Source organism: Nonomuraea lactucae, assembly GCF_003313395.1.
Classification (GTDB): domain Bacteria; phylum Actinomycetota; class Actinomycetes; order Streptosporangiales; family Streptosporangiaceae; genus Nonomuraea; species Nonomuraea lactucae.
In genome coordinates this window covers 1-14975 of record NZ_QNFZ01000035.1, presented here as the reverse complement: position 1 = coordinate 14975, position 14975 = coordinate 1, and the positions used below count along the sequence as shown (strand labels likewise).

The following is a 14975-nucleotide window of genomic DNA, read 5'->3' as shown; positions in this document are numbered from 1 at the left end:
GCCTAAAATGATCATGAGGCAAGGGTCAGTTCGGGAAGGTTTGCCAGACTGACCGTCACGGGCCCACCGTGGAGTACCCCGACGTCACCCGGCCGCTTGACGCGGTAGGAGTTGTGGCGGGCTCGCTTGACCACGCGCGGGTGGCTGCGGTCGCGCCGCTTGGGGTTGAGGTGCTTGTTTCGGGTGATGTCCCGCATGAGCGCCTCGATCATGCGGTTGTGCCGGTCAAGGGGAAAGCCGCAGCATCATCGGCGGCTGCGGACTTTGCGGACGGTGCGGTGAACTTGACTCAGTCGGGGTCGATCTGGGCCTCGGTCGCGGCCCCGCAGATCAACGCAGGACGGTGCCCGGTAGCCACGGCCACGAGTCGCGATCGCCGTTCTGGTCCTCGCGTAGGGGATATCTGACGAGGATGAGGGTGTCGCTGGGATTTCGAGGCAGTCGGGCAATCCTGATCGGCACTGTCTGGACGATCACGCCAGGTTGCAGCCAGAGGTGGACCGTGAGGTGATCGACCCGGCGGGAGACCTCGTCCCGCACCAGTTCTGCGAGATCGACCTGCTGGGACTCCACGGTTGGACCTGCCTCTATTTCGCCGAGACTCGCAGGTGGGTGAGGATTGCATCCAACCGGTCGACGCCTCTCAGCGCCCTGGCGAGCAGGTCGCGGAGATCTGTCTGCTCGGGATACAGGCGGCCCTCCTCCAGCCCCGCGCGCAAGCCCGCGAGGGCCGGGCGCATCTCGTGCGAGGCGTCGGAGGCGAATTGCCGGCTCCTCTCAAGCTCCTGCTCCCCTCTCCGCATGTCATGGGCGGGACCGGGGCTGTCGGCTTGTATATCCACGGGCAAGCTGCTGCCGCACTCCGCGCATCCTGCCGGCGCGGTGCTGCGCGCTGCCTGGAAGACGTACGGGTCGGTGATGTCCGGGCGCGGGCCGTAGCGGATGATCGAGGGTTTGAGGCGAGACGTGTCGCTGTCGTTTCTCTTCGGTGCTCGGAAATGCGGCCAAGGCCGGGGCCCGCTCGCACAAAGCGTCCTGCGTGGCCTTGGCCGGTCGTCCTCAGCCTTCAGGGAACGAGGATGAGGCGGATCGGGTCACCGATCTTGTGTTCCAGCCGGTGGATCGCCTCGGCGGCGTCGGCGAGCGGGATGTGGTCGGTGATGGAGGGAGCCAGGTCGAGCCGGCCGTTGCAGGCGAGCCGCACCAGCTCGGGAACGGACTCGGGAAAGCCGCCGAAGTGGCCGCGCACCTGCTTGCCCAGGTAGTTGAACATCAGGCTCTCGCTAATGGTGAGCGGCTCGGGCGTGATGCCCACCAGGATCAAGGCGCCGTTCCGGCCGAGCACAGCGGCGGCCTGCTCGCGCACAGCCGGCACTCCGGCACAGTCGAAGGCGAAGTCCAGGCCGCGCCCGGCCGTGGTGACACGGACCTGCTCGGCGAAGTCGCCGGCTGCCGGGTCGAGGGCGATGTCCGCGCCGAAGGCCAGAGCGCGTTCCCGGGCGCCGGGCAGCGGGTCGACCGCGATGATCGGGGCGGCGCCGACCAGGCGGGCGACGCGGAGGCTGTGCGCGCCCACCCCGCCCGCGCCCCACACGCCTACGGCCTGCGCAGGGCGCACCCCGGCGGTGGCCACGACGGCGGCGTAGGAGGTGGAGACCGCGTCAGGGATGATCGCGGCCTGGTCGAACGGCAGCTCGTCAGGGATGGGGACCAGGGTGTCCTCACGGGCGATGGCGTACTGGGCCCAGCCGCCGTCGTAGTCGATGCCCCGGGTGCGGACCTGAGCACAGGGGCGGCGGCGCGCGCAGTCCGCGCACTCCTCGCAGCTCTGTCCCGCCTGCAGGGTGACGCGGGTGCCCACGGTCAGGCCCCGCTTGAGACCGGGGCCCAGGGCATGGATGACGCCGGAGACCTCGTGGCCGACGGTGACGGCGTCGCAGGCGCCGGGGTACAGGGGGACGAGGGTTCCGTCGATCAGGTGGAGGTCCGACAGGCACACGCCTGCGGCTTTGACCTCGATGAGGACCTCTCCCGAGCCCGGCACGGGGACGGGGACCTCCTCCACGAGGAAATTCCTGCTGTCCAGGTGGAAGCGTCCGGCGAGCATGGTGTCCATGGCGATCTCACTTTCTCGTGCTTTCGGTGGTGCGCGTCCGAAATCTGGCTCGGGCCACCGTGAACGGGATCAGGCGAAGACGTCCTGCTGGTAGCGGCCGTCCGCCTCGAGCTGGTCGAGCCACTGCCGGGCGGTTTCGTCGTCGCCGCCGGTGCGGCCGCGGTGGATGGCAGCGAGTGCTTAAGGAGTCGAACCGGTAGCCGAACCCCGACAGGGCGATGGTGTCCAGCGTGAGCCGGGTGTAGTCGTCGGTCACCTTGACCAGCCGCGCCTGCTCGCGCTCCCACTTGCCCACGAGGTTCTGGGCGATCTCCAGCATCTGCCCGAAGTAGCCCTTCATGGCCCGCTGGCTGAAGGCCGGCATGAGGATCCGGTGGGCCATGCCCCAGGCATCCTCATCGTCGTGGGCGGTGAACAGGCCCGCGCCGGCGTAGTCGCGGACATGGCTCAGTGGCGGGAGGATCGGCTTGCCGAAACGGGTCTCGTCGCAGACCTCCGCGACCAGGTCGGGGTCGTAGACGAAGACGTCCTCCTGGCCGGCATTGTCCATGCTGAAGATGCCCTCGGGGAACTCCGGGACAGCTCGCCGAAGTACGCGACCGGGTTGGTGTCGGGGATCTGGGGTGTGTGGCCGAGGACCGCGATCCCGCGCGGGGACCGGATGGGAAGGAGCCCGGGTGCGGGCTGGGTGGCGGTCAAGAATGTCTCCTTTCTGATGATTTCGTCAGTTCTTGCTGGTCAGTCGGCTGGAGGTCTGTCAGGCACGTCAGGTAAGTAGACCCCGGCATGCCGAGCATGGTGGGGCCCGCGCGAAGGTATTTGAGCGTGTGGAGAGGCGATCCATCAGCGATGGCGGTTGCGATGAGGCGTCGCAGTGTGGAGTGGGGCGCGCCGGGCAGAGCGCCTCGACGAACTCGCCCGGGACATTCGGGACCGCGGCGGGCGTGCCATCTTCCGCGCCACAGACGTCACGCGGCGCGAGGACCTCGTCAGGCCGTGGCGGAGTTCGGCCGGCTGGACGTGCTGGTGAGCAATGCCGGCATCAGCAAGATCGGGCCGGTGTCCGAACTCGACGTGGACGGCTGGTCGGCGATGATCGACGTCAACCTGCGCGGGGTGCTGCACGGGATCGCTGCCGCGCTCCCGGTGTTCCGCCGGCAGGGCCAGGGCCACTTGGTGACCACAGTGTCGACGTCCGGCCTGAAGATCGTCCCTACCCAGGCGGTGTACGCCGCGACCAAGAACGCCGTACGGACCCTGCTGGAGGGACTGCGGCAGGAGTCGACCGACGGCGTGTTGCGGACGACGGCGGTGTCACCGGGTGTGGTCCGCACCGAACTCGCCGGTTCGATCGAAAATCCCCAGGTCCGCGAGCAGACCCGCCGCAACATGGACGAGTTCGCCATCGCTCCGGAAGCCGTCGCCCGCGTCATCGCCTTCGCCATTGAACAGCCCCACGATATCGAAATCGGCGAAATCACCGTCCGCCCGACCGTTCAGGGCTAGCGCGAGCCGCCACCCTGGACCTCGCCGGCCCCGCGCCCCTGGTTACGGACGCCTGCTCTTGTTGCATCAAGCCCATGCTGCGTCAAACGCAACGGTGCGGTGCCGAGTGCTTCCAGAGACACCATCAGCGTGACCAGCAGGGTCTGGGCGACACGGCCGTGGGCGAGCCGGTTCTTCGGCTAATCCAGGTCGGCCGAGTGCTCGGGGACGCGCGATCATCGGCCGGGCTGTTCATGGAGCACTACGCCGGCCGTTCCGTCCCGGTCCCGGCATCGGCGGCCGCCAAGAGCAGCGCTTCGACCATCGATTTGGTCTCGGCGCTGTGGGGCGGGCACAGTTCCGATGTCATGTCCTGTCCACCGCGGACGAACACGCCACGGAGGTTGGAGAACTCCCGGAACCCGTCGATACCGTGGTAGCGGCCCATACCGCTGGCCCCGACACCGCCGAACCCGAGTGACGGCAGACCTCCCTGCCACAGCGCGGCGTTGATCGCCGCACCGCCGGAGGTGACGCGGTTCAGCAACTCCTCGTTCTCGTTCGCGTCGTCCCCGAAGACGTAGACAGCGAGCGGCCGGTCACCATCGTTGATCTGGTCCAGAACGCCGTCCAGGTGGTCGTAGGGGCGAACTGGCAGGATCGGTCCGAAGATCTCCTCCTGCATGATCCCCAGCTCTGGGTCCGGGTCGATGACGAGGCTGATCGGCACCCGTCGTTCGCCAGGGTCGACGACGCCGTCCACGTCGATGTCGACGACCTCGCTCCCGGCGTCGCGCGCGTCGGCCAGCAGCCGCACGATACGGTCGTAGTGCGCCTGCGTCACCAGTCCGGTCGTGTCGTCACCTGCGGAGAAGGCCGGAGCCCGGCGCGCCATGATCCCCCGAGCCAGGTCCACGAAGCGGGCGAGCTGGGCCCGCGGCACGAACACGTGGTCGACCGATATGCAGTTCTGTCCGTTCCGCACACGCTTCACGTCGATGATCTGCTCGACGTTGCGCTCGGTCACGCCGGTCGCGGTGAGGATGGCGGGACACTTTCCCCCTAGTTCCAGGGTCACGGGAACGAGGTTCTCGGCAGTGGCCTTCATCACCTGCCGTCCGACCGCTGTGCTGCCGGTGTACATCAGATGGTCCCAGGGCAGCGTCGGGAAGAAACGGGCCAGTTCGAGGCCGCCCACCGCGGCGGTCACGTGGTCGGCGTCGAAGGTCTCGGCCAGCATGTCGGCGATGACGATGCCGCATGCAGGGGTGTGATCGGACGGTTTGAGGATCACGCGGTTGCCCGCGGCGAGCATATCGATGAGCACCCCCACGCCGATCTCGAACGGGGTGTTCCACGGGGCCATGCTTCCGATCACCCCCTTGGGCTGGGGGCGTACGAACGCACGCGCGTCGCCGTAGATGAACGGATCGACCTCGCGCGGTTCGTCGGCCATCCACTCCGCGAGGGATCCGGCGGCGGCTTGCGCGCGCACGATCACGGCGACCAGCTCACCGATGTCAGTCCACGTCCGCGAGTGGACACGGAAGTCCTCGCTCATCGCCTCCTGGATCCGCTTACGGTTGCGCACCAGCATCGCGGCGAGCGCCTGGAGATGGCCGGTCCGCTCCCGCAGGTCGGGATATGGGTATGCCTGGTGCGCCCGGCGCTGCGCGGCGAACGCCTGCCGCAACGCGGTGATCGCGGCCTGGTCACCGTCGTCGATCCGGCCGAGCTGAGAGGTCGCTGTCATGGGCCTCATGCTGGGCATGTCCGGTACTCGGGTTCCAGGTCGGTTCCGTGCTCACTGTTGCTCAATCGGTTGGCGGTGGGTTACCCGCCGTACAGCTCACGGCGCCACAGCACCTCGCAGAGCCGCTCGACGCCTCTTGTCAGGTGGCGGCGATAGGTGCTGAACGGCAGCCCGAGCCGGGCGGCCGCGGCCTCCTGCGTCGGCGCGCCACTCCAGTACGTGGCTCGCACCGCCCGGTGGTACTTCTCCCCACCTCGCTCCGCGAGCAGATCCTCGACGGCCGAGGCGAGAACCTCCGCAAGGTCGCGTTCGCCCACAAACCGGCTGCCCCGCAGCGGGTTGCGATCGAGTCCGTGGGGCTGCCGTACGGCGCGCAGCGCGTCGCGGACCGCGGCGTCGAACTCCGGGCGCGACAGCACGCTGAACTCGGCGCGGGCCTGCGATTCGGCGAACATCCGCCGCATCCTCAGCTCGGCCCAGGCGACGGGCGGGTTCGCGTGCCAGTCATGCGCGAACAGGGCATAGCTGTGGGGGCCCACGTGGGGCCTGGCGGCGATCGGTGGGATGTCGACGTCCACCAGGTGCCGGTTCCAGAACCCGTCGTCGCGCTTGACGAAGAACGACCAGCTCAGCTGCTCAGATCGGAAGATCTCGCCCAAAATCCGCCACTGCATGAGGTCCATCACCGGTGACGGTCGCTGATACCGGGCGGGGTGCACCGCGAACCGTTCCACTGCCAGGTAACGGCCGGCCTGCAGTGGCGCGGTGGTACGCGCGTGCGCCCACGCGGCCGAGACCACGGGGTCCACTTCCTCACCGGTCGGATCCTCGCACCGCAACCAGGCAAAGCACGCGATGATCTGACCACTCTGCGTCGACCGGTAAACCCGAAACGCCTCCGGCTGCCGGTCCAGCCAGTAGCGCGCGATCCGGGCGGAGGCCTCCCCCTCGGCCTCGGCGACCAGGCGCAGCACCACGGCATGGTCGGCCGCCTCCAGCACATCCTCGTGCACCTCACCACCGCCCTGCCAGGTGTGGACCTCGGAGTTGTATCCGTCGGCGCGGTGAACGTACAGCAGCTCGCCGACGGCGGCCGATATCTCGGCCTCGGGGGCAGCCCGGACCCGCTGAAGAAAGTGCAGGTGGAGCCGGCGGTGCAGCGCCTCGTACCCGTCGGCGTCACGCCAGCGCAGGTCGGCCTCCAAAGATTCACGCACCGCGTCATGCGGGAAGACCCCTTGCCCGCTGGACTCCATGAACGGCAGGCAGCGCAGCCAGTCGAACAGCCGCCAGCCGTCTTCGCCGAGCACCGCGCGCAACAACGCCTCGCTCGTCACCCGGACATGTGCACACACCTGCAGTGCCCGCTGGTGCATGGCCGAGGGAACCTCGCCGACCAACTGGCGCAGCAACGTCTGCACCACGTCATGGCTTGGAGTCCAAGCCGCCGCGGCGGTCGCGTGGTCCACGGTCACCGCCGCCGCCAGTGTCAACGCGAGCGGGTTGCCGCCAGTGAACGCCAGCACCGCCTCATGCACGGCCGCGGGTACGCCTCGTGCTTGGAGCAGCGCAACCGCCTCAAGCGGCGCGAACTCGCGTAACGGAGCTACTTGCAGCAGCCCTGCCCACCCGGGATCGGAGGTCCAGTTGTCATCCGGCGGCTCGCGTCCGGCGATGACCACTATCGCGCCCGCGGCCATACGAGGCAGGAAACGCTCACGCAGCCAGCCCTCCAAGCCCTGGCACCGTTCGAAGCTGTCGATCACAAGCACGACCCGCTCCTGTGCCGGAGCCGGGTGGGCCTGCGCCTCGAACGCGACAGGGGTCGGATCCACCATCCGACCATCGATCTCCACGACCACGCGCCCAGCCGCCTCGGCCTCCGCGGCCAGGCGTCGCAGCAGCATGGACTTACCGACGCCGCCCGGGCCGTGCAGATAGAGCACCGCGCCGGCACTTGGATCGCCCCGCAGGGCCGAGCGAAACAGCTCCAATTCCTCCGCCCGGCCGACGAACGCGCAGTCGCGCGCCGCCTGAACACGCCGGCCCAACCGGTCATCGCCACCGTTGCGGGAGTTCAAGGGAAGCGTGGACATCATGATGTGCCCCAGAGGCGACTCTCATCGCACCACATGAACTATCACCATAGATGACCGCCACTCGAAGGGCGGACGACAATGCGATCACTGCGCTCAACAAGAGCAACGAGATCGTCGACCTTCTCGGCGGCGTGGCCTGGAAGCTCCGCCACAAGCCCCCTTGGAAACGCCTGATCCCGGGCCAGAGGCACCGACGGCAGCCCGATCTCGAGTATCCCGTCACGCGCCAGTCGTACCGCTGTGGCGGAGGGCGCTGGTGCTGTCCGGCTGTTGTACGGGCCCGGGGCCGGCCCGAGACCCGTTCAAGTAACCGTCCTGCTGGTGACGCGTCCCGACTACGGCTGCGCAGTGCCTGTACGGGGTCGAGGTGACGCACCGACGTCGTCGGGGACGCCCGCCCAGCGCAGCAGCGCCTGCCGCGCCTGATCGCCCTGCCCGGCCCAGGCGAGGTGCCCGTCGGGTCGTACGAGCACCGCGTCGGCCCCGTCCAGTTCGGGGGGTGCCTGCCACGCCGTGGCCGTGACGTTCTCCACCCGGTCGCCCCATGCGTGCGCACCGGCGATGCCGACGTGCTTCGATGTACGGATCAACAGGAATCGCCCGCCGTGCAACAGCTCGTACAGGCGCTCCGCCTGCGGATGTTCCGTGACGCTGACCGGCAGGTCGGGCACCCTGGCCCCGGCCGGGGAGCCGTCGCCGTATCGCGTGCCGATCGCCGAGACGGACGCGGCCAGGCGGCGGTTGACCTCTTCGATCCCGAGCAGGCCGTCCAGCATGTCACGCAACGCCATGGCCGGCTGCCGGTACTGCGGCATCAGCGTCAGCTCCATGAGCAAGGTCTGCGCCTGGGTGTTGGCGGTGACCGCCGCGCCGACCGGGCGGCGTTCGGCGTCGTAGGAGTCCAGCAGCCCCGCCGGGGCCCAGCCCTTGACCTGGGCGGCGAGCTTCCAGCCCAGGTTCATCGCGTCCTGCAGGCCGGTGTTGAGGCCCTGGCCCGCCGCGGGGAAGTGGATGTGGGCCGCGTCGCCCGCCACCAGGATCCGGTCCTGCCGGTACCGCCCGGCCAGGCGAGTGGCGTTGCCGAAACGCGAAAGCCAGCGCGGCTGGGCGATCCCGAAGTCGGTGCCGGCGACGCGTTTCAGCGACTGCTGGAACTCCTCGAACGTCACCGGCTGGCCGGCCGGTATCCGCATGAGCTGCGGGTCCATGACCACGAACCGGGTCAGGCCGCCTTCCAGCGGCACGGCCAGGACGCCGTGGGCCTCGGCCGTCTGCGCGGTGCCGGGGTCGGTGGCGGCGAAGTCGCCGAGCATGCCGGTCAGGGTCTCGTCGGTGCCGTCGAAGGGGATGCCGGCCGCCTGCCGGACGAGGCTGCGTCCGCCGTCGCAGCCCACGACGTAGGCCGCGCGTAGCGACTCACCCTCGGCTGTCTCGACGACGACGGCGTCCTGCTCCTGCCGCACGGCGGTGACCTCGCGGCCACGGACGATCTCGGCGCCCAGCTCCCGGGCGCGGGCGTCGAGCAGTTCCTCGGTGCGGGCCTGTTCCAGGAACAGGGTGTAGCCGTGCCGGGTGTCCAGGGCGGTGAAGTTCAGGCGGGTGTGCAGGCCCGCGAAGTGCCAGCCGGGCACGGTACGGCCGCGGGAGAGGAAGCGGTCGGCGATGCCGCGCAGGTCCATCACCTCGATGCTGCGCGGGTGCAGCGTGAGCGCCCGCGAGTCACGGGTGGGCGACATGCCCCGTTCCAGGACGCGGACCCGTACGCCGGCCAGGGCCAGCTCGGCGGCCAGCAGCAGCCCGGTGGGCCCGGCTCCGACCACGATCACGTCGATGTGCACGTCTTCGTCCCCCTATTAAATGAACATCGTTCATAAAAGAGGGCACTAGTATCACCGTCCATGGGAACCACGTCAACCTCCCTGTCCCCGCGGCGCCCCCGGGGCCGCCCGCGCAAGATGGCCGCGCCGGAGGCGGTCACCACCGCGCTGCGACTGGTGGACGAGGAAGGCCTCGACGCGCTGACCATGCGCCGCCTGGCCGCGGCTCTCGACGTCCAGGTCGGCACGCTCTACCGGCACTTCGCCACCAAGCAGGCCCTGCTCGCCGCCATGGCCGAAGAGATGCTCGCCGACTGCGCCGACCCGCTATCGGACGGGACCACCTGGCAGGAACAGGTCACCGAACTGGCCGGCAGGCTGCGCACGGCCCTGCTGCGCCACCGCGACGGAGCCCGCGTCTACGCCGGCACCCACTCCATCGGCCCCAACACCCTGAGCTACGCCGACACCCTCGTGGGCGTGCTGCGCGGCGCCGGCCAATCCACCGAGGCGGCCACCCGCACAGCACTCGCGATCATCCACTTCACCCTCGGCCACACGCTGGAAGAGCAGGCCGCCGGCGCGCTCACCGACTCCGACCTCTCCGCCGCGGTGACCACCTTGCACGCGGCCCTGGACCCGCGCCATTACCCCAACCTGGCAGCCGCCGAGGCCACGCTCACCAGCACCGACTTCGCCGGCCACTTCGCCCACGGCCTGAACCTGCTCGTCATCGGCCTGACTGCCACGCGGTAACGGAGCGGCAGTGGCCCGCCTCCATCGGCCGGATCCAAGACCACGGCTCCGCCCGGGCGGCGCCGTGGTCTTGGATCCGGGCAGGGACCCATCCGTTCGGGGAGTCCGACGAGCGATGGGGGACTTGCTCGTCGCGATCACTTTGGACAGGGTCCCGAACCAGGTCGCGAGCCCAGTGGACAACCGGTCTCGGTGACGCTGGTGTTCGGTGGCCGATGCTCACTCCTTGAGGATCGGGCGGAGGTCATCGAGGCGATCGAAGAGGTGCCAGACATAGGAGGACGTGCCGTTCTCCCTGTGTGGGTGGAGATCGGAGAGCTCCGGGTCGTTCAGGTAGCTGTCGAAGGCAGCCCTCGATTCCCATTCGACGAGGATGAGAACCTGCCGAGGCTCGATATCACCGGTGACGCTCTCCCGGAACCGGCCGAGCGCCACAACGCGTCCGCCGTGCGCGGTGACCTCGCGAACCGATCGGCGGGAATACGCCAGATACTCGGCACGATCCGACACGTCGAACAGGTTCAGCGCGTATATCTTCGCTTCGTCCATCGTTTCGCTCCTTCAGCTCAACCGGCGCGGCCCGCGGCTGCGTCCGTGGTGGCGGCCAGTGTGGCACCGGCCTCGGGTCCTCCAGCGAGCGGCTACGGGTCTCCTTCGCGGAGAGTACGGCGCCCACTGTGATCGCTGCCGCCAGGGCGACGTAGGCGGCGATCGGCTGGGTTCTGTCGTATGTGGTCAGCAGGGCGGCGGCGATCAGGGGAGCGGGTGCGCCTGCCGCGACCGACGCGAGTCGGGCACCGATGGAGGCACCTGAGTAACGCATCCGCGTGGCGAACAGTCCGGAGATCCCTGTCTGCCGTGTGGATTGGCGTGGACTGCCGCCCATGGTTGGTCGCATACGTATGTATGTCAATGGAGAAGCGGCGAGAATCTTCGCGCCGTCCACTCCGCGCCGACTGCGGTTACGCCGCACTTCCTCGGTGGACATCCGAAGTGAACCATGCTCTGATACATACGTATTCAGATCCACGCCGAGGCCGCAGGGAGGAGTGATGGCTGCCACCAGCAAAGACGTCGCCCGCCTGGCAGGTGTCAGCCAGCCGACCGTGTCGAGAGCGCTCAGGGGGCACCCGAGCGTGGCACCCGAGACAAGACGGCGGGTCGAGGAGGCCGCGAGAGCCCTCGATTACGTGGCGAGCGAGCGTGGACGGGTGCTGTCCCTGCGGAAGACCCATCGGATAGGGATCGTGGTCTCCGACCTGACGAACCCTTTCTATCCCCACCTCTTGGCGCCCTTGCACGACTACTTCAAGCAGGCTGGATTCCGGACCGTCCTGTTCACCGAGCAGGACGAGGACGGGCCGACGATAGAGGAGTTGGCCGACGGTTCGCTCGACGGGATCGTCCTGACGACATCGCTCGTCGATTCGCCGCTTCCCGCCGCGCTCATGCACCGTGACATACCTTTCGTATTCCTCAATCGCGAAAGTGACGCCACGGCCGACAGCGCCGTGGTGGACAACGTCTACGGTGCGGCACTGGTCGGTGATCTCCTGGTCGAACTCGGCCACCACAGGATCGGAGCCGTGTTCGGCCCCCGTGCCGCCAGCACGGGGCGGGATCGCGAGACGGGCTTTCGGCGCAGCCTGTCGAAACATGGCCGCTCTCTGGCAGACGAACTCGCTGTCAGCGTCCCGTTCTCCTTCAGTCACGGCCGCGCCGCTCTCGGCACGTTACTCGCGAGATCCGAACCGCCGACCGCCCTTTTCTGCGGGAACGACGTCATCGCGCTCGGCGTGCTGGACGGCGCCGTGGAACTCGGGGTGAGAATCCCGGAGGACCTGACCGTCGTCGGCTTCGACGACATCACGATCGCCTCGTGGGCCCACATCGGCCTCACCACCGTGCACTGCGACCTGGACCGGCTCGCCCGGACCGCGGGAGATCTGCTCCTCAAACGGATAGCCGATCCCGACCGGGAGCACGTTCGCAGCATTCAGCGCCCGCACCTCGTGCTGCGCCGATCCCACGCGCGCCTTCAACTCCCAAGCTCGCCTTCGAAGAAGGAGCACTGATGGGTGGACGCACGGCATTGGTGACCAATGTCCTCGACTATGGCGGGCCCGGAGCGGTGTCAGCCCTGGAGAAGGCGTCATACGTCATCGCCTGCCACGACCGAGGCTTCGCCGACCCCGAGGCGCGCGCCGCGTACTCGGCCGCGCATCCCCAGGTCCGGGTCCTGTCGGCGCAGGAGCCGGAAGCCGTGGTCGCCGAAACGATCGATCAGCTCACCACGATCGACGCGGTGATATGCAATGACGTGCATCCCATTCGTCACACGCCCATCGAGGACGTCTGCGTGGACGACCTGCGCGCCACCATCGAGGCGGTGTTGATCACGCCTTTCCGGCTCGCCCAAGCCGTGATCCCACACATGAAGCGACGTGGGAGCGGCAGCATCATCGCCGTCACGTCCGCACGTGAGCTCCGTCCGGAGCCGGGTTTCAGTGTTCCCACGACGGCACGGGCCGGTACGACGGCCTTCGCTCTCGCGCTGGCCCGCGAGCTCGCGCCATGGGGTGTGCAGGTCAACGCCATCGCGCCCAACTACCTCTACAGCGAGCTGTACTACCCACGGGCGGCGTTCATCGACGACCCCGCCGGTCAGCAGCTGATCAGAGACACCGTGCCGCTCGGCCGCCTGGGGACTCCGGAGGAGTTCGGGGCCCTCGTGGAGTTCCTCGCCTCCGGCACCGCGCCGTTCGTCACCGGGCAGACGATCGCCTTCACCGGTGGCTGGCCCTGAGACCCGTCCCGACCATCGCGGTCCCCCGGATGGGGCGGGCGCGGGTAGGGGTGACGATGCGCACACGCCGCAGATTGGGAAATATCCGGGATATTTGAGATCGTTGAAGGCTCGGCGGCGTGGGGAGCGTCGCCATGGGCCGCGATCGCCCGTGGAACGCGGGTATTCGTGAACCTGGGCCCGCATCGTCGACGTATGAGGTGAGCCTTGGTGACGAGTGCTGTTTTCCTGTCCGAAGCCGCGACACCGCCTGCCAGAACGCTGGTGGACATCCTCGACGCGACGGCCGCGGCGCACCCGGACGCGCCGGCGCTCGACGACGGGGTGACCGTTCTCGACTACGCGCGGCTGCGCAAGGAGGTCGCCCACCTGGCCGACACGCTGGGTGAGGCGGGGATCGGGCCGGGTGAGCGCGTCGGCGTGCGCGTGCCGTCAGGCACGGTGGATCTCTACATAGCCATCCTGGGGGTCCTGGCCGCGGGGGCAGCCTACGTCCCTGTCGACGCCGACGATCCTGACGAGCGCGCCGAGCTGGTGTTCGGCGAGGCCGACGTCTGCGCCGTCGTCGGCGAGGACCGCACCCTGACCGTACGGCGGGCGGCCGAGTCCAAGGCCCAGCCGCCGCTGCCGGAGGACGACGCCTGGATCATCTTCACCTCGGGATCGACGGGCAAGCCCAAGGGCGTGGCCGTCAGCCACCGCAGCGCCGCCGCGTTCGTGGACGCTGAGGCCGGACTCTTCCTCCAGGACGACCCCGTCGGGCCGGGCGATCGCGTGCTCGCCGGGCTGTCGGTCGCCTTCGACGCCTCGTGCGAGGAGATGTGGCTGGCCTGGGGCCACGGCGCGTGCCTCGTGCCGGCGCCGCGCGCCCTCGTGCGTACCGGGATGGATCTGGGGCCCTGGCTGGTGGAGCGCGGGATCACCGTGGTGTCGACGGTGCCGACGCTCGCGGCGCTGTGGCCGGTCGAGACGCTCGCCGACGTCAGGCTGCTGATCTTCGGGGGCGAGGCGTGCCCGCCCGAGCTGGCAGGACGGCTCAGCGTCGACGGGCGCGAGGTGTGGAACACCTACGGCCCGACCGAGGCGACCGTGGTCGCCTGCGCCGCGCCGCTCGGCCAGGACGGCCCGGTGCGGATCGGGCTGCCGCTGCGGGGATGGGACCTCGCCGTGGTGGGGGCCGACGGGCGGCCCGTGGCCATGGGGGAGACAGGCGAGCTGGTCATCGGCGGCGTCGGGCTGGCCAGGTATCTGGATCCCGACAAGGACCGCGAGAAGTACGCGCCGCTGGAGTCGCTCGGCTGGGCGCGCGCCTATCGCAGCGGCGATCTCGTGGTGGCCGACGCCGCGGGGCTCCTGTTCGTGGGGCGCGCCGACGAGCAGGTCAAGCTGGGCGGGCGGCGGATCGAGCTCGGCGAGGTGGACGCCGCGCTGCGGGCCCTGCCGGGGGTCACCGGCGCCGCGGCCGCGGTCAAGACCACCAAGGCCGGACACCAGGTTCTGGTGGGATATGTCGTGGCGACCGGTGAGTTAGACCTGGGGCGCGCGCGAGAGCGGCTCGGCGCCGTGCTTCCGGCGGCCCTGGTCCCGCGCCTGGCCGTCGTGGACCACCTGCCCACCCGGACCTCGGGAAAGATCGACAGAGACGCACTTCCCTGGCCGCTACCCGCGGACGACGCCCCGACCAGCCTGGAAGGGGCCGAGCTCTGGCTCGCCGAGCAGTGGCAGGAGGTCCTCGGCGAGCAGGTCAGCGGGCCGGAGGCCGACTTCTTCACCGCGGGCGGCACCAGCCTCGCCGCGGCCAGGCTGGTGTCGGTGCTGCGCACGCGCTACCCGGCCGTCGCGGTGACCGACCTGTACGATCATCCGACCCTGCGAGCCCTGGCCGCGCGCCTGGAGACGATCCAAGCGCCCACGGCCACCGAGCGGAACGTGACACCGGTGCCCCGCCGGGCCGCCATCCTCCAGGCGGCGCTGGTGCCGCCGCTGCTGACAGCGCGCGCGCTGCCCTGGACGGTCGGGGCGGCCGCGCTGGGCAACCTCGCCGGGATCACCGCCGTCTCGTGGTGGTGGGTGGTCGCGGGCGTCGTGCTGTTCGTGACGCCGATCGGCCGGCTCGGCCTGGCCGCGGGCGCGGCCAGGCTGC

At 69.4% G+C, this 14975-nt stretch carries 15 protein-coding genes; 6 read left to right on the top strand and 9 right to left on the bottom strand.

What is annotated here, in order from left to right; translation table 11 throughout:
- Positions 1 to 11 precede the first annotated feature (11 nt).
- The 3 genes from DQW85_RS02380 to DQW85_RS02370 all read right to left on the bottom strand — a co-directional run bounded on the left by DQW85_RS02380 (position 12) and on the right by DQW85_RS02370 (position 803).
- Positions 12 to 212, bottom strand: coding sequence for a hypothetical protein (locus DQW85_RS02380; protein ID WP_113698798.1), 201 nt, complete (start codon positions 210 to 212; stop codon positions 12 to 14).
- Positions 213 to 330: 118 nt separating this feature from the next.
- Positions 331 to 573 (bottom strand): hypothetical protein, encoded by a 243-nt coding sequence (locus tag DQW85_RS02375; protein WP_113698797.1) that lies wholly within the window; start codon positions 571 to 573, stop codon positions 331 to 333.
- 14 nt (positions 574 to 587) lie between these two features.
- The gene (locus tag DQW85_RS02370) at positions 588 to 803 is read right to left on the bottom strand and encodes a histidine kinase dimerization/phospho-acceptor domain-containing protein (protein WP_162794660.1); all 216 of its coding nucleotides are present in this window, start codon (positions 801 to 803) and stop codon (positions 588 to 590) included.
- On the opposite strand from DQW85_RS02370, the gene DQW85_RS44030 reads away from it, so the two are divergent.
- Positions 802 to 939 carry a hypothetical protein gene (locus DQW85_RS44030; RefSeq protein ID WP_162794659.1) on the top strand — a complete coding sequence of 46 codons (138 nt, stop codon included), beginning with the start codon at positions 802 to 804 and terminating at the stop codon, positions 937 to 939. The genes DQW85_RS02370 and DQW85_RS44030 overlap by 2 nt on opposite strands.
- Positions 940 to 1066: 127 nt before the next feature.
- Here the strand turns inward: DQW85_RS44030 and DQW85_RS02365 are convergent, their stop codons facing one another.
- Complete coding sequence (locus DQW85_RS02365) at positions 1067 to 2116, bottom strand: zinc-binding dehydrogenase (RefSeq protein WP_113698795.1); 1050 nt, start codon at positions 2114 to 2116, stop codon at positions 1067 to 1069.
- Positions 2117 to 2123: 7 nt separating this feature from the next.
- Positions 2124 to 2675: a cytochrome P450 gene (locus tag DQW85_RS02360; protein ID WP_275888161.1), complete on the bottom strand. Its 552-nt coding sequence runs from the start codon at positions 2673 to 2675 to the stop codon at positions 2124 to 2126.
- A 437-nt stretch (positions 2676 to 3112) separates the two neighbouring features.
- On the opposite strand from DQW85_RS02360, the gene DQW85_RS02355 reads away from it, so the two are divergent.
- Complete coding sequence (locus DQW85_RS02355) at positions 3113 to 3622, top strand: SDR family oxidoreductase (RefSeq protein ID WP_205314807.1); 510 nt, start codon at positions 3113 to 3115, stop codon at positions 3620 to 3622.
- Positions 3623 to 3863: 241 nt separating this feature from the next.
- Here DQW85_RS02355 and DQW85_RS02350 read toward each other — a convergent pair whose 3' ends face one another.
- The 3 genes from DQW85_RS02350 to DQW85_RS02340 all read right to left on the bottom strand — a co-directional run bounded on the left by DQW85_RS02350 (position 3864) and on the right by DQW85_RS02340 (position 9291).
- Positions 3864 to 5363 (bottom strand): aldehyde dehydrogenase family protein, encoded by a 1500-nt coding sequence (locus tag DQW85_RS02350; protein WP_113698832.1) that lies wholly within the window; start codon positions 5361 to 5363, stop codon positions 3864 to 3866.
- 71 nt (positions 5364 to 5434) lie between these two features.
- The gene (locus DQW85_RS02345; protein ID WP_162794658.1) at positions 5435 to 7405 is read right to left on the bottom strand and encodes an AAA family ATPase; all 1971 of its coding nucleotides are present in this window, start codon (positions 7403 to 7405) and stop codon (positions 5435 to 5437) included.
- A gap of 383 nt (positions 7406 to 7788) precedes the next feature.
- Positions 7789 to 9291, bottom strand: coding sequence for an FAD-dependent monooxygenase (locus DQW85_RS02340; protein WP_113698793.1), 1503 nt, complete (start codon positions 9289 to 9291; stop codon positions 7789 to 7791).
- A 60-nt stretch (positions 9292 to 9351) separates the two neighbouring features.
- On the opposite strand from DQW85_RS02340, the gene DQW85_RS02335 reads away from it, so the two are divergent.
- Positions 9352 to 10026: a TetR/AcrR family transcriptional regulator gene (locus DQW85_RS02335; protein WP_113698792.1), complete on the top strand. Its 675-nt coding sequence runs from the start codon at positions 9352 to 9354 to the stop codon at positions 10024 to 10026.
- A 219-nt stretch (positions 10027 to 10245) separates the two neighbouring features.
- Here the strand turns inward: DQW85_RS02335 and DQW85_RS02330 are convergent, their stop codons facing one another.
- A complete protein-coding gene (locus tag DQW85_RS02330) occupies positions 10246 to 10575 on the bottom strand; it encodes a DUF1330 domain-containing protein (RefSeq protein ID WP_113698791.1) in 330 nt (109 codons plus the stop codon).
- Positions 10576 to 11078: 503 nt separating this feature from the next.
- Between DQW85_RS02330 and DQW85_RS02320 the strand changes: the two genes are divergently transcribed.
- The 3 genes from DQW85_RS02320 to DQW85_RS02310 form a co-directional block, all read left to right on the top strand.
- Positions 11079 to 12101, top strand: coding sequence for a LacI family DNA-binding transcriptional regulator (locus DQW85_RS02320; protein ID WP_113698790.1), 1023 nt, complete (start codon positions 11079 to 11081; stop codon positions 12099 to 12101).
- Complete coding sequence (locus tag DQW85_RS02315) at positions 12101 to 12832, top strand: SDR family oxidoreductase (RefSeq protein WP_113698789.1); 732 nt, start codon at positions 12101 to 12103, stop codon at positions 12830 to 12832. Before DQW85_RS02320 ends, DQW85_RS02315 begins: the two co-directional genes overlap by 1 nt.
- Positions 12833 to 13042: 210 nt before the next feature.
- On the top strand, positions 13043 to 14975 hold a 1933-nt coding region (locus tag DQW85_RS02310; protein ID WP_240196872.1), incomplete at its 3' end, for a non-ribosomal peptide synthetase.